This is a genomic window from Pseudomonas sp. No.21 (assembly GCF_054558415.1).
The window spans coordinates 174740-193848 of sequence record NZ_BAAJNO010000004.1 but is presented as its reverse complement, the minus strand read 5'-3'; the positions used below and the strand labels follow the sequence as shown (position 1 = coordinate 193848).

Annotated in this window: 18 protein-coding genes and 1 tRNA gene; 6 read left to right on the top strand and 13 right to left on the bottom strand. The window is 66.1% G+C overall.

What is annotated here, in order from left to right:
- Positions 1-30: 30 nt before the first annotated feature.
- The 3 genes from metH to ACYJSS_RS09330 all read right to left on the bottom strand — a co-directional run bounded on the left by metH (position 31) and on the right by ACYJSS_RS09330 (position 4959).
- Entirely contained in the window at positions 31-3753 is a 3723-nt protein-coding gene (metH, locus tag ACYJSS_RS09340; RefSeq protein WP_236205656.1) for a methionine synthase, read from the bottom strand.
- Positions 3754-3969: 216 nt separating this feature from the next.
- Positions 3970-4443 (bottom strand): hypothetical protein, encoded by a 474-nt coding sequence (locus tag ACYJSS_RS09335; RefSeq protein WP_111263772.1) that lies wholly within the window; start codon positions 4441-4443, stop codon positions 3970-3972.
- A 12-nt stretch (positions 4444-4455) separates the two neighbouring features.
- On the bottom strand, positions 4456-4959 hold the full coding sequence (locus ACYJSS_RS09330; protein ID WP_111263773.1) for a hypothetical protein: 504 nt from the start codon (positions 4957-4959) through the stop codon (positions 4456-4458).
- 445 nt (positions 4960-5404) lie between these two features.
- Here ACYJSS_RS09330 and ACYJSS_RS09325 point away from each other — a divergent pair, with 445 nt between their 5' ends.
- The 3 genes from ACYJSS_RS09325 (at position 5405) to nfuA (ending at position 9456) form a co-directional block, all read left to right on the top strand.
- Positions 5405-6373, top strand: a complete 969-nt coding sequence (locus ACYJSS_RS09325; RefSeq protein WP_111263774.1) for a hypothetical protein — start codon at positions 5405-5407, stop codon at positions 6371-6373.
- 124 nt (positions 6374-6497) lie between these two features.
- Entirely contained in the window at positions 6498-8777 is a 2280-nt protein-coding gene (locus tag ACYJSS_RS09320; RefSeq protein ID WP_236205655.1) for a fatty acid cis/trans isomerase, read from the top strand.
- 94 nt (positions 8778-8871) lie between these two features.
- On the top strand, positions 8872-9456 hold the full coding sequence (gene nfuA / locus ACYJSS_RS09315) for a Fe-S biogenesis protein NfuA (protein ID WP_111263776.1): 585 nt from the start codon (positions 8872-8874) through the stop codon (positions 9454-9456).
- Positions 9457-9615: 159 nt separating this feature from the next.
- Here nfuA and ACYJSS_RS09310 read toward each other — a convergent pair whose 3' ends face one another.
- From ACYJSS_RS09310 to ACYJSS_RS09280, 7 genes are all read right to left on the bottom strand, one after another.
- Complete coding sequence (locus tag ACYJSS_RS09310) at positions 9616-10797, bottom strand: MFS transporter (protein WP_236205654.1); 1182 nt, start codon at positions 10795-10797, stop codon at positions 9616-9618.
- 15 nt (positions 10798-10812) lie between these two features.
- Positions 10813-11322, bottom strand: coding sequence for an HPP family protein (locus ACYJSS_RS09305; protein WP_111263778.1), 510 nt, complete (start codon positions 11320-11322; stop codon positions 10813-10815).
- Positions 11323-11337: 15 nt separating this feature from the next.
- Complete coding sequence (locus ACYJSS_RS09300) at positions 11338-11586, bottom strand: DUF1272 domain-containing protein (RefSeq protein ID WP_111263779.1); 249 nt, start codon at positions 11584-11586, stop codon at positions 11338-11340.
- A 10-nt stretch (positions 11587-11596) separates the two neighbouring features.
- Complete coding sequence (locus ACYJSS_RS09295; RefSeq protein ID WP_111263793.1) at positions 11597-12604, bottom strand: GlxA family transcriptional regulator; 1008 nt, start codon at positions 12602-12604, stop codon at positions 11597-11599.
- Between the two features lie 100 nt (positions 12605-12704).
- Complete coding sequence (locus ACYJSS_RS09290; protein WP_236205653.1) at positions 12705-13736, bottom strand: DNA topoisomerase IB; 1032 nt, start codon at positions 13734-13736, stop codon at positions 12705-12707.
- Positions 13733-14446, bottom strand: coding sequence for a DUF421 domain-containing protein (locus ACYJSS_RS09285; RefSeq protein ID WP_236205652.1), 714 nt, complete (start codon positions 14444-14446; stop codon positions 13733-13735). The genes ACYJSS_RS09290 and ACYJSS_RS09285 overlap by 4 nt, the downstream gene beginning before the upstream one ends.
- Before the next feature lie 191 nt (positions 14447-14637).
- Positions 14638-14907, bottom strand: a complete 270-nt coding sequence (locus tag ACYJSS_RS09280) for a hypothetical protein (protein WP_111263782.1) — start codon at positions 14905-14907, stop codon at positions 14638-14640.
- Positions 14908-15243: 336 nt separating this feature from the next.
- Between ACYJSS_RS09280 and ACYJSS_RS09275 the strand changes: the two genes are divergently transcribed.
- Positions 15244-15876 (top strand): PA2778 family cysteine peptidase, encoded by a 633-nt coding sequence (locus ACYJSS_RS09275; protein ID WP_236205651.1) that lies wholly within the window; start codon positions 15244-15246, stop codon positions 15874-15876.
- 209 nt (positions 15877-16085) lie between these two features.
- On the opposite strand, the gene ACYJSS_RS09270 is transcribed toward ACYJSS_RS09275, so the two are convergent.
- On the bottom strand, positions 16086-17369 hold the full coding sequence (locus ACYJSS_RS09270) for an NAD(P)/FAD-dependent oxidoreductase (RefSeq protein WP_111263783.1): 1284 nt from the start codon (positions 17367-17369) through the stop codon (positions 16086-16088).
- A 183-nt stretch (positions 17370-17552) separates the two neighbouring features.
- On the opposite strand from ACYJSS_RS09270, the gene ACYJSS_RS09265 reads away from it, so the two are divergent.
- Both ACYJSS_RS09265 and ACYJSS_RS09260 read left to right on the top strand, forming a co-directional pair.
- Positions 17553-17629, top strand: a tRNA-Val gene (locus ACYJSS_RS09265).
- A 232-nt stretch (positions 17630-17861) separates the two neighbouring features.
- Complete coding sequence (locus ACYJSS_RS09260) at positions 17862-18257, top strand: hypothetical protein (protein ID WP_111263785.1); 396 nt, start codon at positions 17862-17864, stop codon at positions 18255-18257.
- A 128-nt stretch (positions 18258-18385) separates the two neighbouring features.
- On the opposite strand, the gene ACYJSS_RS09255 is transcribed toward ACYJSS_RS09260, so the two are convergent.
- Together ACYJSS_RS09255 and ACYJSS_RS09250 are read right to left on the bottom strand one after the other, a co-directional pair.
- A complete protein-coding gene (locus ACYJSS_RS09255) occupies positions 18386-18538 on the bottom strand; it encodes a hypothetical protein (RefSeq protein ID WP_178083011.1) in 153 nt (50 codons plus the stop codon).
- Between the two features lie 170 nt (positions 18539-18708).
- Positions 18709-18870, bottom strand: a complete 162-nt coding sequence (locus tag ACYJSS_RS09250) for a hypothetical protein (protein WP_173178431.1) — start codon at positions 18868-18870, stop codon at positions 18709-18711.
- Positions 18871-19109: the final 239 nt, after the last annotated feature.

Below are 19109 nucleotides of genomic sequence, written 5' to 3'. Positions count from 1 at the left end.
CAGGCCCGCATTGCGCGGGCCCGTTCGGGGTCAGTAGTCGTAGCCGAGGTTCGGCGCCAGCCAGCGTTCGCTCACGGCCTGGTCCTGGCCCTTGCGCCTGCTGTAGCTCTCCACCTGGTCGCGTTCGATCTTGCCGACGGCGAAGTACTGCGCCTCGGGGTGGGCGAAGTACCAGCCGCTGACGGCCGCCGCCGGGAACATGGCGTAGTGCTCGGTGAGGAACACGCCGCTGACGCCGGCCTTGTCGAAGCTGGCGCTCGGGTCCAGCAGGTCGAACAGGGTGCCTTTCTCGGTGTGGTCCGGGCAGGCCGGGTAGCCGGGGGCGGGGCGGATGCCGTTGTACTGCTCCTTGATCAACGCCTCGTTGTCCAGGTGCTCGTCGGCGGCGTAGCCCCAGTAGTCCTTGCGCACGCGCTCGTGCAGCCATTCGGCGCAGGCTTCGGCCAGGCGGTCGGCGAGGGCCTTGACCATGATCGAGTTGTAGTCGTCGCCCTTGGCCTCATAGGCCTTGGCCACTTCCTCGGCACCGATGCCGGCGGTGGTGATGAAGCCGCCGACATAGTCGACCACGCCGCTCTCCTTGGGCGCGACGAAGTCGGCCAGGCACAGGTTCGGCTTGCCGTCGGGCTTGATGGTCTGCTGGCGCAGGTGGTGCAGGGTGGCCAGCGGCTTGCCCTGCTCGTCACGCACTTCGATGTCGTCGTGGTTGACCTGGTTGGCCGGCCAGAAGCCGAACACGGCGCGGGCCTTGATCAGTTTCTCGTCGATCAGTTTCTTCAGCATCGCCTGGGCGTCGGCGAACAGCGCGGTAGCGGCTTCGCCCACCACCTCGTCGGTGAGGATGCGCGGGTATTTGCCGGCCAGGTCCCAGGAGATGAAGAAGGGCGTCCAGTCGATGTACTCGGCCAGCACGGCCAGGTCGATGTCTTCCAGCACGCGCACGCCGGTGAAGCTGGGCTTGGGCGCACGGTAGCCGGCCCAGTCGAAGTCCGGCTTGTTGGCGATGGCGTCGGCGTAGGCCAGGCGCTCGGTGCGGGCGGCGCGGTTGGCGGTGCGTTCGCGGGTTTCGACGTAGTCGGCGCGGGTGCGCTCGACGAAGCCGGCCTTGAGCTCCTTGGACAGCAGCTGGGTGGCCACGCCCACGGCGCGCGAGGCGTCGGTGACGTAGACCACGGCGTCATTGCTGTACTGCGGGTCGATCTTCACCGCGGTGTGGGCCTTGGAGGTGGTGGCACCGCCGATCATCAGCGGCAGCTGGAAGCCCTGGCGCTGCATCTCGCGGGCGACGTGGACCATTTCGTCCAGCGACGGGGTGATCAGGCCGGAGAGGCCGATGATGTCGCATTTCTCGTCGCGGGCGGTCTGCAGGATCTTCTCCGCCGGCACCATCACGCCGAGGTCGACGATGTCGTAGCCGTTGCAGCCGAGCACCACGCCGACGATGTTCTTGCCGATGTCGTGGACGTCGCCCTTGACGGTGGCCATGAGGATCTTGCCCTTGGCCTCGGGCTTGTCGCCTTTCTCCGCTTCGATGAAGGGAATCAGGTGGGCCACCGCCTGCTTCATCACGCGGGCGGACTTGACCACCTGCGGGAGGAACATCTTGCCCGAGCCGAACAGGTCGCCGACCACGTTCATGCCGGACATCAGCGGGCCTTCGATCACTTCGATGGGGCGCGCGCACTGCTGGCGGCATTCCTCGGTGTCTTCGACGATGAAGGCGGTGATGCCCTTGACCAGCGCGTGTTCCAGGCGCTTGTCGACCGGCAGCGAACGCCACTCCTCGTTCTCCACTTCCTTGGCCGCGCCGTCGCCCCGGTACTTGTCGGCGATGGCCAGCAGGGCCTCGGTGGCGTTGGGGTTGCGGTTGAGCACCACGTCCTCGACGGCGTCGCGCAGCTCTTTCGGGATCTCGTCGTAGATCTCCAGCTGGCCGGCGTTGACGATACCCATGGAGAGGCCGTTCCGGATGGCGTAGTAGAGGAAGACCGAGTGGATCGCCTCGCGTACCGGGTTGTTGCCGCGGAAGGAGAACGACACGTTGGACACGCCGCCCGAGCTCAGGGCGTGGGGCAGGTTGTCGCGGATGTAGGCGCAGGCGTTGATGAAGTCGACCGCGTAGTTGTTGTGTTCCTCGATGCCGGTGGCGACGGCGAAGATGTTCGGGTCGAAGATGATGTCTTCCGGCGGGAAGCCCACTTCATTGACCAGGATGTCGTAGCTGCGCTTGCAGATTTCTTCCTTGCGCGCCTGGGTGTCGGCCTGGCCGACCTCGTCGAAGGCCATCACCACCACGGCGGCACCGTAGCGCTTGCACAGCTTGGCGTGGTGCTTGAACTGCTCGACGCCTTCCTTCATCGAGATGGAGTTGACGATGCCCTTGCCCTGGATGCATTTGAGGCCCGCCTCGATCACTTCCCACTTGGAGGAGTCGATCATGATCGGCACGCGGGAGATGTCCGGCTCGCCGGCGATGAGGTTGAGGAAGCGCACCATCGCCGCCTTGGAGTCGAGCATGCCCTCGTCCATGTTGATGTCGATGACCTGGGCGCCGGCCTCGACCTGCTGCAGGGCGACTTCCAGCGCCTCGGTGTAGTTCTCCTCGCGGATCAGCCGGGCGAACTTGGCGGAGCCGGTGATGTTGGTGCGCTCGCCGACGTTCACGAACAGCGAGCTGCGGTCGATGGTGAAGGGCTCCAGGCCCGACAGGCGGCAGGCCTTGGGAATCTCCGGGATCACGCGTGGCGGGTGCTTGGCCACGGCCTTGGCGATGGCCTCGATGTGCCCCGGGGTGGTGCCGCAGCAGCCGCCGATGATGTTGAGGAAGCCGCTGGCGGCGAACTCCTCGACCACCACGGCCATCTCCGCCGGGGTTTCGTCGTACTCGCCGAAGGCGTTGGGCAGGCCGGCGTTGGGGTGGGCGGAGACGTGGGTGCCGGCCTTGCTCGCCAGCTCGGCGAGGTAGGGGCGCAGTTCCTTGGCGCCGAGGGCGCAGTTCAGGCCCACGGAGATCGGCTTGGCGTGGCTCACCGAGTTCCAGAAGGCCTCGGTGGTCTGGCCGGATAGGGTGCGGCCGGAGGCGTCGGTGATGGTGCCGGAGATCATGATCGGCAGCTCGACGCCCAGCTCCTCGAACACGCCCTGCACGGCGAAGATCGCCGCCTTGGCGTTGAGGGTGTCGAAGATGGTTTCGATCAGGATCAGGTCGGCGCCGCCTTCCATCAGGCCACGGGTGGCCTCGGTGTAGTTCTCCACCAGTTCGTCGAAGGTGACGTTGCGGTAGCCCGGGTCGTTGACGTCGGGGGAGATGGAGCAGGTGCGGCTGGTCGGGCCGAGGACGCCGGCGACGAAGCGCGGCTTGTCCGGGGTTTCCAGGGTCTTGGCGTCGGCCACTTCACGGGCCAGGCGCGCGCCCTCGACGTTCAGCTCGTACACCAGGGATTCCATGCCGTAGTCGGCCTGGGACACCTGGGTGGCGTTGAAGGTGTTGGTCTCGAGGATGTCCGCGCCAGCGTCCAGGTAGGCCTTCTCGATGGCCTGGATCACGTCCGGGCGCGAGAGCAGCAGCAGGTCGTTGTTGCCCTTGACGTCGCTCGGCCAGTCGGCGAAGCGCGTGCCCCGGTAGTCCTCCTCCTGGAGCTTGTAGCTCTGGATCATGGTGCCCATGCCGCCGTCGAGGATCAGGATGCGTTCCTTGAGGGCTTGGTGAAGGGCGTGCAGGCGGGCGCTGCGATCGGTGAGCGGGCTGGACATGGAGGACCTGACTAGCTGGGCGGAAAAGGTCGCAAAGCATAGCAAAGATGAAGGGGATCGACCGCCCACCGGCTGTTGCATGAATATGGCTCATGTTGCTGTGGGCCGAAGCCGGCCGGCGCCCTGGCGGGCATGGAGTGCGGGGAGGCGGGCGGGGCGGGGGTGTGCGGGGAGCGCGGCCGTGGATGAGGCGGGGTCATCCACGGCGCGGGTGGATCAGCCGCGGCAGCTGGCCGTGGCGTAGACGAAGTACTTCACCAGGTCGCGGTCGGTGCGGTTCCAGACCTCGCCCACCGAGCGCAGGCCCTGGCTCTGGCCGACCGCGCCGGCGATGCTCCCGCACCAGACGCGCGGGTACTTGCCGCGGTACAGGGTGCCGCCGATGACCACGGCGACGTGGCCGTTGTTGCGCGCCGGGTTGTGGTCGCTGCCCTTGATGCCGGCGATCACGAAGTAGCCCTGGGAGGCCTTCTGCGCGGCTTCGTCACCGCTGGCCAGTTCCTTCCAGCCGGTGGCCTGGGGCAGGCCGCCCATGATGGCGTCGGCGTTGCCGCCGGGAATCGGTACGCCGAGGGTGGCGGCCACCGATTGCAGGAAGCCGGAGCAGTTGTTCTTGTTCTGGGTACCGGCGATGAAGCTCTGGTCCCAGGCCGCGGTGCAGGCGTTGACGATGCAGGTGTCGAGGCTCATTGACTATCCCTATCAGGGTTTGCAGAAAGGCTGTACGGGTTGCTTTGCTTGGGTCTTGCAGCTGCCGCTGTCGTCGCAGTCGGCACCGAGCACCAGCTCCTCGCCCTCGACGCTGGCGCGCTTGCCGGTGATGTCCTGGCGGTGCAGCACCTTGCAGGTGGCGGTGTCGTAGGCCACCAGTTCGCCGTTCGAGCCGCTGAACTCGTAGGTCACCAGGCGCGTTTCGTCGCGGCTGAGGAACAGCGGGTCGCGGGCCCAGATGCCTCCGTCCTCGATGTTGCAGCGCTTGCCGCTGGCCTTGTCCAGCAGCACCACTGGCGGCTCGGGGAAGGCGTCGGGCTCGGCGATGTCCGGGTTCTCGTTGACGAAGCGCACCTGCAGGCGCTGGCCGTCGCCGACGAATGTGCTGGGCGCTTCGGGGCTGGCCACCAGCTTGAGCGGCGCGAAGCCGCAATCGGAGGCCTGGGCGCAGGCGCTGAGGGTCAGGGCGGCGAGGGCGCCGGCGAGGGGTTTCATGGTCAGGATCTCCTGTGGCATGGCTGGGGCCGGCCCGAGGGGGCGATCGGTTGCAGTCAGGAGGGGTGGGCGTGCCGGACGGCGGCCCTGGAGCACGTTCCCTGTAGCTGCGCCGACATCGTCCCTGGTGGCCTGGCGTGGCGGCAGGATACGCCGGTGGCCCGCCACGGGGGATGACGGCGTTCACGTCTGCGCGGCTTTGCGGGCCCCGGCGGACGGACGGCGGCGCTGGTGGACTGCATCGGGCCGCTGCGGGCCAGCGGGGTGAGGCCGGCTGTGTGGATTGTCGATGTGGGTCACGAAAGCGGGCTCCTGCCCTTCCCAATGCAGGTGCGGCTGTTGCAGATTGATGCTGGCACCTGGCTAGTGCAGCCGGCGAGGCCTTCGACGTCACGGTTGACGTCCTCCCGCACGACAGACTGAACGCATACAAGGAAGCAGTTCGATGGAACACGCGAAGAAAGTGATGGAAATGGCCGGCTACTTTGCTGGACATGCGGTACAAGGCGTCGCCAGCGGGGAGATGCTGATCCCCATCGTCGGCTACCTGGGCACCGACCAGCAGACCAGCATGGTGCGGCTGCTATCGGACAGTTCCGTGGAGGCCATGCAGCAGGGCGAGGCGCGCATCACCAGCCTGGAAGAGGACAAGCTGGGCGCGGTGTTCATCCGTGACGGCCTGGTCACCCTGCCCACCGGCAAGACCGACTGCCTGATCGTCGACATCCGCTTCGCCTCGGACAAGCAGCGTCATTTCCAGTGGCTGTTGCCCTACCGCAACGCCGGCCATGAGGCCGGCTTCGCCGTGCACAAACCCAAGGCCTCGGCTGGCGCGGGTTTCTCCAACGACCAGTTGCAGGAGCTGGCCGCAGCCTTCTTCGATGGCCTGGAGAACAACGAGGAAGCCCTGGAGGTGTGGAATAGCAACTTCGTCGAGCAGGCGGGCGAAAGCTCCGGGTTCCAGGGCCAGGAGAACACCCAGTTCACCGCCGAGGAGTTCCAGGCCCTGCGCCGGGCGCCCTTCATGGTGTTCCTGCTGGTGGCGGCCGCCGACGGCAAGCTCGACAACAAGGAGGCGCAGGCCTTCGTCAAACAGCTGGGGGATTCGGCCAAGAACGGCGGCCAGCTGTATTCGCGCATCATCACCAACGTCATCACCGACGTGCCGTCGCTGCTGACCGAACTGCTGACCACCCCCCTCAACCATGCCCAGGAGCTGCTGCGCATCCGCCTGATCGTGGAGACCAAGGTGGCGCCGGACGAGGCGCAGGCCTTCAAGCAGGCGTTGCTGGGCCTGGGCAAGGCGGTGGCTTCGGCCTCCGGCGGCTTCCTCGGCTTCGGCAGCAAGATCAGCAAGGAAGAGAAGGCCACCCTGGAGCGCATCGCCGCCTGCCTGGGCCTGACCTACGCCTGAGAGGCGGCGGGGCGATGGGCTGTGCCGCGAGGGGCCGCCCATCACCACCCTGGCTGCCGCTTCGCTGCAGCGCAGCGCGGATGCCGGTAGAATCGGCCGATTTCGTTCGCCAAGGAAAAGGTCCATGCCGTATCGCGCATTGTTCGCCGCAGCCCTTCTTTTCATGAGCGCTGCGGCGCATGCCGAGGGAATTTCCTACACCCGCGACATCCAGCCGATCTTCACCGAGAAGTGCGTGGCCTGCCATGCGTGCTACGACTCGCCCTGCCAGCTCAACCTGGGCAGCGGCGAGGGAGCGGTGCGCGGGGCGACCAAGCTGCCGGTGTACGACGGTACGCGCACCCGCGCGCAGGCCACCACGCGGCTGTATTTCGACGCCCAGGGTGAGGCGGCGTGGCGCGACAAGGGGTTCTACTCCGTGCTCCAGGGCCAGGCCCCGCAGGCGGCGCTGATGGCGCGCATGCTGGAGCTCGGGCACCGCACGCCGCTCACGCCCAATGCCAAGCTGCCGGAAGACCTGGACATCGGCATCAATCGCCAGAACCAGTGCCCGACCCCGGACGAGTTCGACGACTACGCGAAGAAATTCGCCCACGCCGGCATGCCCTTCGCGGTGACCGGCCTGGACGACCAGCAATACCAGACGCTGCAGCGCTGGCTCGCCGCCGGTGCGCCGGTGGAGGCGAGCGCGGTGACGCCGACACCGGACGAGGCACGGCAGATCGCCGAGTGGGAGGAGCTGCTCAACGCCCGGGGTGCCCGCGAGGTGCTTGTGGGGCGCTGGCTGTTCGAGCACCTGTTCCTTGCACACCTGTACTTCGACGAGGGCAAGAGCGGGCACTTCTTCCAGCTGGTGCGTTCGCGCACGCCCAGCGGCAAGCCCATCGATCCGATCGCCACGCGCCGGCCCAACGATGATCCGGGCACCGATTTCTACTACCGCCTGTGGCCCATCCAGGGCGTGATCGTGCACAAGACGCACATCACCTACCCACTGAGCGATGCCAGGCTGGCCCGGGTCAACGCGCTGTTCTTCGGCAGCGACTGGACCACCGACAAGGTGCCGGGGTACGGCGCGCAACGCCGGGCCAACCCGTTCGAGACCTTCGAGGCCATCCCGGCCCAGGCGCGCTACCAGTTCATGCTGGATAACGCCGAGTACTTCGTGCGCACCTTCATCCGTGGGCCGGTGTGCCGCGGGCAGATCGCCACCGACGTGATCCGCGACAACTTCTGGGCGCTGTTCCAGGACCCGCAGCACGACCTCTACGTCACCGATGCCGCCTACCGGGGCGAGGCGACGCCCTTGCTGGCGATGCCCGGGCAGTTCGACGAGATCGGCGGGTTGCTGAGCCTGTGGCACAGCTACCGGGACAAGCGCAACGCCTACGAGGAGCTGCGGCGCGACGCCTACGCCGATGCCCCGGTGCCCACCTGGGCGGATATCTGGAGCGGCAACGACAATGCCCTGCTGTCCATCTATCGCCAGTTCGACAGCGCCTTCGTGCGCAAGGGGCTGATCGGCGAGGTGCCGCAGACGATGTGGCTGCTGGACTACCCGCTGTTCGAACGCACCTATTACCAGTTGGTGGTGAACTTCGACGTGTACGGCAACGTCTCGCACCAGGCGCAGACGCGGTTGTATTTCGACCTGATCCGCAATGGTGCCGAGGTCAACTTCCTGCGCCTGATGCCGGCCGAGTCGCGCACCGCGATCCTCGACGACTGGTACCAGAACAGCGGCAAATTGAAGATGTGGCTGGACTACGAGGACATCGACGACGACACGCCCACCGGGCTGTTCCTGCCGGTCGAGCGCGCCAAGGGCTCCTTCGCGGCGCAGCTGCTCAAGCGCTACGCCGACCTCAACGCCAGGCCTGACCCGATCAACCGCTGCACCACCGGCAATTGCTACCGCCCGGACATCGACCCGGCGCTGCAGCAGGCCGAGCAGGCGCTGAGCCAGCTGGTCAGCCGGCCGGCGGCGGGGCTCAAGGTGATCGACCAGATGCCGGAGGCGACGCTGTTGCGCGTCGAGCTGGCGGACGGGCGCCGCGAGGTCTACAGCGTGCTGCGCAACCGCGCGCACAGCAACGTGGCCTTCATGATGGGCGAGGAACTGCGCTACCAGCCCGGCCTGGACACCCTGACCATCTACCCCGGCGTGCTGACCAGCTACCCCAATTTCATGTTCAACCTGCGCGCCGAGGAGGTGCCGGCGTTCGTCGCCGCGCTCGGCCAGGTGAAGGACACGCCGGCCTTCGACAAGGTGGTGGAGCGCTGGGGTATCCGGCGTAGCCATCCGCAGTTCTGGCGTTATTTCCACGATCTCTCGGCCTACATCCACGAGACCGACCCGGTTGAGGCCGCAGTACTGGACATGAACCGCTATCAGAACTTCTGAGGATTTGTCGCGAATTATTCCTACTAAAACACTAGGACTTTATCCGTAGGACCTGATTGGCGTACACTGCGCCCCATGTTTGCGAGGAGTTGCCATGAGCGCCATCACCATTACCCAGGCGGCCGAAGACTATCTGGCTGACCTGCTGTCGAAGCAGAACACCAGCGGTATCGGTATCCGTGTCTTCATCACCCAGCCGGGCACCCAGTACGCCGAAACCTGCATCGCCTATTGCAAGCCGGGCGAACAGAAGCCCGAGGACACCCCGCTGGCTCTCGCGTCCTTCACCGCGTGGATCGACGGCCTGAGCGAACCCTTCCTCGAGGACGCCGTGGTCGACTACGCCACCGACCGCATGGGCGGCCAGCTGACCATCAAGGCCCCGAACGCCAAGGTGCCGATGGTCAACGAGGACAGCCCGTTGAACGAGCGCATCAACTACTACCTGCAGACCGAGATCAACCCCGGCCTCGCCAGCCACGGCGGCCAGGTGAGCCTGGTGGACGTGGTCGATGAAGGCATCGCCGTGCTGCAGTTCGGCGGCGGTTGCCAGGGGTGCGGCCAGGTCGACCTGACCCTCAAGGACGGTGTCGAGCGCACCCTGCTCGAGCGCATCCCGGAGCTGAAGGGCGTGCGTGACGTGACCGACCACAGCAACCGCGAGAACGCCTACTACTGAGGCGTTGAAGCGGTAAGGAAAAAGGCAGCCCCCGGGCTGCCTTTTTCATGTCCGCAATTCCCCCGTAGGATGGCGTAGAGCGCAGCGAAACCCATGCTGGCCGAGGTTTGTCGGATACACCGGATCGATGGGATTCGCGAAGCTCTTCCCATCCTACGGTCATGATGCGGTTTGGGCCTGGGCGGCCCTGCCGCGACGCACCATGAACAGCGCCAGCAGGACGACCGCCACCAGCGGCAGCATGCCGAGGTTCACTGCACCCCAGCCGAGCCCGGTAATCAGGGCGCCGGAGGCGAAGGAGGCGCAGGCGGCCACCAGGCTGTTGCACAGCTCCATCAGCGCCTGGGCCTGGCCGCGCTCCTCGGTGGCATGCCCTTCCGCCAGCAGCGTGGTGCCGGCCACCAGCATCAGGTTCCAGCCCAACCCGAGCAGGAACGAACTCACCAGGAAATACGCCATGCCCAGCCCGGCCAGGGCGATGCCGGCGCTCAAAAGCAGCAGCACGGCGCCCGACAGGGCCACGCGGCGGCTGCCGAAGCGGTCCACCAGCGGGCCGGCGGCGAAGGCGGGGAGGAACATGCCGAGCATGTGCCAGCGGATCACCTCGGAGCCGGCTTCCAGCGGCAGGCCGCAGAAGCTCATGGCCAGGGGCGTTGCGTTCATCACCAGGATCATCAGCCCATGGCCGATGGCGGTGGTGGCGATGGCGGCGCGGACCAGCGGACGCTTGAGCAGGGCCTGGGTGGCCGCCCAGCCGGCCTTGGGCGGCCGGGGCGCCTGGCCTTCACGCAGCAGGCGCAGCAGTGCGAGGGCGACCAGCGCCAGGGCGGCGATGGCCAGGTAGGCGCCGACGAAGGGCGTCTCCAGGGCATTGCGCGACCAGAGCGCCAGGCTCGGCGCCAGCAGCGCGGCGCAGATTCCGCCGCCGACCACATAGGCAGTGGCGCGGCCCTTGTGCCTGTCGTCCACGGCTTCCTGGGCGGCGAAGCGGTAGTACATGGCCGAGGCCTGGTAGGCGCCGATGGGCAGGGCGCCCAGGCACAGCAGGGTGAAGTCGCCTAGCCAGACGCCCAGGGCACTGACCAGGCCGCCGAGCACGCCGGCGGCGGCGCCGAGCATCAGCCCCGGGCGGCGACCGTTGCGCTGCATGAACAGCGACAGCGGCTGCACCGCCAACAGGTTGCCCAGCACCAGCAAGGCCAGGGGCAGGGTGGCCAGGGCGTTGAGCGGCGCCAGTTGCAGCCCCACCAGCGAGGTGAGGGTGATGCCGATCATCGAGCAGCTCCAGTACAGGGCCTGCCCGGCGAACAGCAGGCGGATGCTCGGGTTGCGCAGCAGCATGGGGGCCTCGGCGGCTTACCAGTACTTGGGGTAGCGGGCCTCGCGGCTCGCGTTGTTGTAGACCAGTGCCACCAGCACCAGCAGCAGGGCCCCGCTGAGGGTGGGGTAGAGCAGGAAGTCCCAGCCCGGCTGCAGGAGGAAGACGATCACCGGATTGGAGCCGGCCGGCGGGTGCACGGTGCGGGTCAGCATCATCAGGGCGATCGCGCTGCCCACCGCCAATGCCACCGCCCACCAGTGCGGGCCGCAGACGTGCAGGAAGGCAAGGCCCGTGAAGGTGCTCAGCAGGTGGCCGAAGACGACGTTGCGCGGCTGCGAGAAGGGCACGTCGGGGAAGCCGAAGACCAGCACGCAGGAGGCGCCGAAGGAGCCGAGCAGCAGGCTCAGGGTCAGCGCGTCGCCCAGGCCGGCGATGCTGGCGATGGCGAGGACGCCGCCGAGCCAGGCGATGAACACCTGGCGCGTGGCGGGGCGAGGGGGCAGGGCGACGGCGTCGCCACGGAGTTTCTTCACCAGTTCGAGCATGGTCGTCTTCCGGGTTCAGGCGCGCTTGGCGCAGCCAGTGGGGTTGTGGATGCGCTGGCTCGACGGCGGATTGGCGGCGAGCTTGGCGGCGGGACGGATGGGGCGCTCGACCAGCTTGCCGGCGCAGTTGGGGCAATGGCCGGCGAGGTGGGTTTCGACGCAATCGCGGCAGAAGGTGCACTCGAAGGAGCAGATCATCGCCTCGGCGGAGTCGGGCGGCAGGTCCTTGTCGCAGCATTCACAGTTGGGGCGCAGTTCCAGCATGGCGGTTTCCTCAGGGCGTGGTGGGGCGTCCGAAGCGCTCCGCATATTCCTGCGGGCTGATGGACAGGTGCTTGTGAAAGGTGCGACGCAGGTTCTCGGGATGGCCGAAGCCGGTGAGGCGGGCCACGGTGGCGATGGAGGCCTGGGCGTCCTGGAGCAATGCGCGGGCGGCCTCCAGACGCACCCGCTCGACGTACTTGCCGGGCCCCATGCCCAGCTCCTGGACGAAGGCCCGGGACAGGCTGCGCGGTGCCATGCGCGCCTGGGTGGCCAGTGCCTCCAGCGACAGGTCGCCACCGAGGTTGCCGGGAATCCACTCCAGCAACGCGGCCAGGCGCGGTGTGCGGCTGGGCTCGCAGTTGAGCAGCGCGCTGAACTGCGCCTGGCCGCCGGGGCGGCGCAGGAACAGCACCAGCCGGCGTGCGACCGCCAGCGCCATGGTGCGGCCGAGGTCGGCTTCCACCAGTGCCAGCGCGAGGTCGATACCGGCAGTGACCCCGGCGGACGTGAATACGTGCGGGTCGCCGTCGCGGCCGTCGGGGGCATAGGTATGCAGGCGATCGCCCTGCACGTCGATGTCGCAATAGCCGCCGAGGGCGGGCACGTCGGACCAGTGGGTGGTGGCGCTGCGTCCGGCCAGGAGGCCGGCGGCGGCGAGGATCAGCGCGCCGGAGCAGATGGAGCCGAGCCGCCGCACCCGGGGCTCGGCCTCACGCAGCCAGGCCAGCAGGGGTGGGTTGCGGCACAGGCGCTCGACGCCCAGGCCGCCGGCCACCAGCAAGGTGTCGAGGCTGGCCGGGTCGACTTCGTGATAGGCGGCCTCGGCGACCAGGGCGAAGCCGGCGGAGGTTTTCACCGCGCCGGCCTCGGTGCCGATCAGGCGGATCCGGTAGGTATCGGGGAGGCCCTGGCGCTGGCGTTCGACGTTGGCCGAGGCGAAGACCTGCAACGGGCCGGTCACGTCCAGGCTCATCACATCGTCGAAGGCCAGGCAGGCAATGGTGCGCAGGGTGTCCATGGCGTAGTCCATCAGGTTGATGGCGCCAGTCTGCGTCCTGTCGGGTTTGGCGACAATGACAATAACCCCACAGATATTGCCAAGGCGTTGGCCGGGCCGTTCAGCCCTCCGGGTCGGCGTGCAGCGCCTGGAGGAAGTTCATCAGCGACGCTTCCTCGGCGCTGAGGCCCTTGCGTTTGCGGGCTTTCTTCAGGCCCTGCAGCTCGCCGGCGAGGAAGGCGTCGATGATGGCCGGGTGGACGTAGCACTTGCGGCAGACGGCGGGTGTATTGCCCAGCTCGCGGGAGACCTGGCGGATCACCTCCACCAGGTGCTTCCTGGCGCTCGCCTCGTTCTGCCAGCGGTGCTTGCGCAAGTGCTCCAGGGCCAGGGCGCTGCCGGCCCAGGTGCGGTAGTCCTTGGCGGTGAAGTCCTCGCCGGCATGGCCGCGCAGGTAGTCGTTGATGTCGTGGGAGCTGACGGTGCGGCGTTCGGCTCCATCGTCGAGGTACTGGAACAGGTGCTGGCCGGGGAGCTCCAGGCAGCGCCGGAGGATGCGCGCCAGCCGCGGATTGCTGAGCTTCACGCTGTGCTCGACGCCACTCTTGCCCTTGAACTCGAAGCGGATGCTGCTGCCCTTCACATCGACGTGGCGGGTGCGCAGGGTGGTGAGGCCGAAGGATTTGTTGTCCCGCGCGTAGCGGCTGTTGCCAATGCGGATCAGGGTGCGGTCGAGCAGGGCGACCACGGCGGCCATGACCTTGTCGCGGCCCAGGCCGGGCTCTTCCAGGTGCAGGTCGATCCGCCGGCGCAGGGCCGGCAGGGCCTGGCCGAAACGCAGCAGGCGCTCGTACTTGGCGGCGTCGCGTATCTCGATCCACAGCGGGTGGTAGCGGTATTGCTTGCGCCTGCGGGCATCCCGGGCGGTGGCCTGGATGTGGCCTTGGGGGTCGGCACAGATCCACACCTCCTGATAGGCGGGCGGGATGGCCAGTTTGTTGATGCGCTGGATCTCCAGCTCGTCGCGGATGGGCTTGCCGGCCAGGTCGATGTAGACGAACTTGCCGCGGCTCAGGCGGCGGGCGAAGCCGGGCATGCTGTCTTCGACGTAGCGCAGCTGCGGCGGCAGGGCGGGCGGCGTTGCGGCTGTCATGCGTGCGCCTCCACGGGGGAAGCCTGGTGCTTGCGGCCCAGGGCGCGTGACCAGGCGTGGCCGTCGCAGCGGGGGCAATGGGCGTCCTGCCCCTGAGCGAGGCGCTGGGTGAACCCGCACCGGTTGCAGGCGTAGAGGCCGTCCTCGCTGGGGCGCTCCACGGTCTGGCGCAATTGGCGGGGGAGCACGGAGAGGCCTTCGCGCGCCTCGCTGTCATCGAAGAAGTAGAGGCTGACGTCGCCATTCACTTCGAGTATGGCCAGGCGTACCTGGCCCAGGTGCTCGACGCTCTGGCGGCGCAGCTCCATGAAGAACTCGTCGCTGGAGATGTTGTTGCGGGCCAGGGCGTCGATGTCGTAGAGGCCGTCGCGGATGATTACGACCGGCTCGCCCTCCAGCCAGGCGCCGAAGCGGCGGCTGTGCTCCATGGCGTAGGTGGTGACGCGGTACAGCACCAGCAGGGTGACGAAGACCACGAGGATCGGCAGCAGGGGCACGTCTTCGTAGAAGGAGACGTCGCCGGCTGCGGAGCCGAGGGTGAGGATCACCAGGACCTCGAACAGGGATATCTGGCGGACACCGCGCCGTCCGGAAATCTTCAGGAACGCGAATACCACGACAAAGGCGAAGAGGGCGCGCAACGCGACTTCGGCGAGGAAGGCGAGGGGGAACTGATCGATGAGGATTCGCTGCCAATCGAATGGGCTCATGGCCTGTGTGCTCCTTGCGCGGGTCGAAACGAGCCGTCGCGGGCGGTTGCCGCGTGTGCTCGGGGCTGCAAGGTTATGGACAGCGGAGGCGGGGAAATTTCGTCAGTGACAGACGAGGCGGCGTCGCGATGACGCCAGGGCGGGCAGCCGGGAAGCTGCCCGCCGCGCAGTGGGCACAGCGCTGGAAGGTGTTACTCGGGCATTTTCCAGGGGTCGAGGCTGTAGCCCTTGCGGCTCAGCTCCTCACGGGACTGCTTGAGGATGCTGGCCAGCTGTTGGGGATCGCAGTAGGTGCTGCTGGCGATTTTCGAGCGGCCCAGCAGGCGCGTGCTGGTGCGGTCGATGACGCTCAGGCTGAGCTCGCCGTTGCCATCCTGAGGGGCCCAGGCCACGCACTGGAAGGGTTGGAAGGCGCGGCCAGCGATGATCAGGGCTTCGTTGACGCGAAGTGTTGCGTTCATGGGGTGGGTCTCTCCGTATTGTGCCCAATGAGGTCGACGGGGCGGGTCGTATCGACCGTTGCCTGCCGTCGTGGATATGGATGGCGAAACCTGACCAGGAAGTCACAGCGGGTCGTGAATAAATAATTATTTGTCGCGGCAATGAATGGATTGGCAATAACGCTCTCGAAAAACCGTCATTTCCGTGCGCTCGACGACCCGCCTCGGGTATACAGATGCGCCGTGTACCGGGCCATCCGCGCCGGTATGATCCCTTCCATATCCATCATGATCCTGTGAACCCCTGGGGTAGATGCAGTGCCTATTCGCCGTAACCGATCCCTTGCCGGCTGTGCCGTGCTCGCCTTTTCCGTCCTGCTGGCCGCCTGTTCCGCCCAGCCCACCTCGCCGGCGCTGCGTGGCCTGCCCGAGGCGGTTGAGCTGAGCAACGTGCCGTTCTTCGCCCAGCATGCCTACCAGAGCGCGCCGGCGGCGTTGGCTGCGCTTTTCACCCTGCAGGGGGAGACGGTGACGCCGGGCATGGTGGAGAAGGAATTGCGCCTGCCGGAGCGCGAGGAGGGGCTGCAAGGGAACCTGGCCGATGTGGTGCACCGTCACGGGGTGCTGGTCTACCCGCTGGGCGACCAGGTGGAGGACCTGCTGGTGCAGGTAGCGGCAGGCAATCCGGTGCTGGTGCACCTGCGTCAGGGCTATGGCTGGCTGCCGTCGTGGCGTTATGCGCTGGTGGTGGGCTATGACCGCCACAAGCAGGTGTTGCTGCTGCGGGCCGGCGGTGAGCGGCGCCTGCCGATGGGCTTCTCGGAGTTCGAGTCGGACTGGGCGGGGGCGGGCCACTGGGCGGTGCTGCTGCAGGCGCCGAACCAGCTCCCGGCGCAGGTCGATGCCGAGCGCTGGAAGCAGGCGGCCGACGCCCTGGCGGGTGCCGGCCAGGCGGATGCAGCGAATATCGCGAGGAAGCAGCTGCGCTGAATGCCCGTACGGAGCTCGGAGTTTGGACGTAGGTGCACCACGCGTACCTCGGAGCCTGCCGGAAGCACTGGGCACAGCCTGTGGCATGCGTTCACTCAACTCAAATCGTTGCAGGCGGAACCGTGGCTGATGACCACGCCCTGAAGACGTGGTTTCCCACGATCAAATGAAAAACGGCGCCCTCGGGCGCCGTTTTCATGTCGCGAGGATCAGATCCCCAGCTTGTCACGCAGGCTGTAGTACCAGGCACCGATGGCGCTGAACGGGACCTGGAACAGGCGACCGCCCGGGAAGGGGTAGTGCGGCAGGCTGGCGAAGGCATCGAAGCGTTCCGCCTGGCCGCGCAGGGCTTCGGCCAGTACCTTGCCTGCCAGGTGGGTGTAGGTGACGCCGTGGCCGCTGCAGCCCTGGGAGTAATAGATGTTGTCGCCGATGCGGCCGACCTGGGGCAGGCGCGAGAGGGTCAGCAGGAAGTTGCCGGTCCAGGCGTAGTCGATCTTCACGTCCTTGAGCTGCGGGAAGGTCTTGAGCATCTTCGGGCGGATGATCGCCTCGATGTTCGCCGGGTCACGCGCGCCGTAGACCACGCCACCGCCATAGATCAGGCGGCGGTCGCCGGAGAGGCGGTAGTAGTCCAGCAGGTAGTTGCAGTCCTCGACGCAGTAGTCCTGCGGCAGCAGGCTTCTGGCCATTTCTTCCGACAGCGGTTCGGTGGTGATGACCTGGGTGCCGCAGGGCATGGACTTGGACGCCAGTTCGGGCAGCAGGTTGCCCAGGTAGGCGTTGCCGGCCACCACCACGAACTTGGCCTTCACCCGGCCTTTCGGGGTGTGCACGACCGGGTTGGCGCCACGCTCGACACGGATGGCGGGGGATTGCTCGTGGATGATGCCGCCGAGGGATTCCACCGCCGCTGCCTCGCCGAGGGCCAGGTTCAGCGGGTGGATGTGGCCGCCGCTCATGTCGAGCATGCCGCCGATGTAGTTCTCGGTCGATGCGACTTCACGGATGCGCTTGGCGTCCAGCAGTTCCAACTGGGTATGGCCGTAGCGTTCCCACAGCTTCTTCTGGGCTTCCAGATGGCCCATCTGCTTGGGCGTGATGGCCGCGAACACGCCGCCGTCCTTGAGGTCGCACTGGATGTCGTACTTCGCGATGCGCTCGCGGATGATGCGGCCACCCTCGAACGCCATCTGGCCGAGCAGTTGGGCATCCTTCGGATTGGTGGTGCGCTCGATCACGTCGATGTCGCGGCTATAGCTGTTGACGATCTGGCCGCCGTTGCGACCGGACGCGCCGAAGCCGACCTTGGCCGCCTCGACGATGGTGACCTTGAAGCCGTTCTCCAGCAGGAAGAGTGCAGTGGACAGGCCGGTGTAGCCGGCGCCGATGATGCAGATGTCGGTCTCGGTCTCGCCGACCAGCTCCGGGCGCTGCGGTACCGGATTGGCCGATGCTGCGTAATAGGATTGGGGGTAGGGAGTGTGCGTCATCTTGAATCTCTGTTTTTTATTTTTTACGGATGGCGTGATGCTACCCGAGTTGAAAATAGCCGGCTAGGGGCTGTGCAAGATATTTAACGCAACGCCGAACAACAAAAACTTCACTTTTTCAGTCAGTTAGCGAAAAAAGTTGTTGACGCCGAAATGCATCGCTGTAGAATGCGCACCCATCGAAGGCACATAGCTCAGTTGGTTAGAGCACCACCTTGACATGGTGGGGGTCGTTGGTTCGAGTCCAATTGTGCCTACCAAATCGAAGCCGCTCTGGCGGTGCAAAGAAGGCGATCCGAAAGGGTCGCCTTTTTTGTTGCTTGCAAAAAATCAAGCATACGGCAGGGTGCAAGCCCTGCCTCCAATATCCTTCCGCTGCTCCTCCTTCCCTTGCCCGATGTCCATATATCGGAAACATGCTGCCGCTTCGCTTGGTTATGGTCGTGCGCTATCTAATCTTCATGGGCATTCACCGGCGAGGAGGCGGGTGTCATGGGGAGTCGAGTCGGGTTCGTGCGCCGGGCGGCAATGGCGGCTGCCGGGGCGTTGCTGTTCTCGTTGGGTGGGGTCGCCCAGGCGGGTGATATTGGTTTCGGAATCGGTGTCAGCTATGTCTTTGGCGGCGGCGTTGCGGCAGGGATAAAGGCCTTCGGCGATGACGAGGACGCTGTCGCGGTTGGCTCGGTCGGGCTCGACTATCTATTCGCCTCGTCTGCCTTTCGGCCAAACATAGGGATGACCTACCAGGGCGAGGGTTATTTCAGTGGCGGTGATGTTGGCTACAACTTCAGCACTGAAATGGTCGATTTTGCTGCGGGGGCGGGTTGGTCGGATAAGGATGATGCCCATGCCCTATTCGCTGCGGAGGAGCCAGTCTTGATTCCGTGATGCCTCGTTCGGTCCTGGGGTGCCGGCGTGGCAGTGAGGGTTCCGGCGAAGATTTCGATGAATAAAAGGACGGAAGCAGTGCGGCATCACCGCGCTGTCGAGGGTGTGGTGCGATGCGGTCGCTGGGTTCAGATATCGGCGATGAGCATGCCGTGCATTACACGGTAGAGGCCGTCGTTGATCCTGATTGTCAGTGGCTCCCGGCCGATGATCCGTGCCCCTTCCTTGAGCAGTTCATCGATGTGCGCACGCAATGCATGGAAGTTCCGTTGTTCCTTCACGGAGTGGTCTCCCCTGGAGAAGATGCAAGCAGAATAGCAGTAGCTGTGACAGGGCTCGTATTCTGAAATTCCGTTGCGCTTCGAAGGTTTCAGCTGTCGCGTGGAAGCATGGTGTGGAGATGGGCGCCAGTTAGGGCGAAAGGAGTGCCGGGCGTAACGCCCGGACTGGATCAGGCAGCTGCGGAGTGGCTGATCAGCATGCCGCAGTTAACGCGATACAGATGGCCGCTGACCTTCAGGGTCAAAGGGTCGCGGCTGATGATACGGGCTCCATCCCTGAGCAGCTCATCGATGTGAGCGCGAAGAGCAAGGAAAGTACGTTGTTCCTTCATCGTATGACTCCTTGGTCGGTTTATTTGGCGGAGCATATCAGTGCAACTGTGAACTGATCTGAATTCTTGTGTGATTGTTGTCACATTTCGATGGTGGCGAATGAATGTCAGTTCCGGGCTGGGGCGCGTCCCGGCTGTGAGTCATGGGGCGGCGTTCGATGAGTATCGCGCCGAAGTCGTGTCGCTTGCTTCTAAGTCACTGATTCTTTTGTGCTAGAGTGCCGCGCTCCGCGATTCTT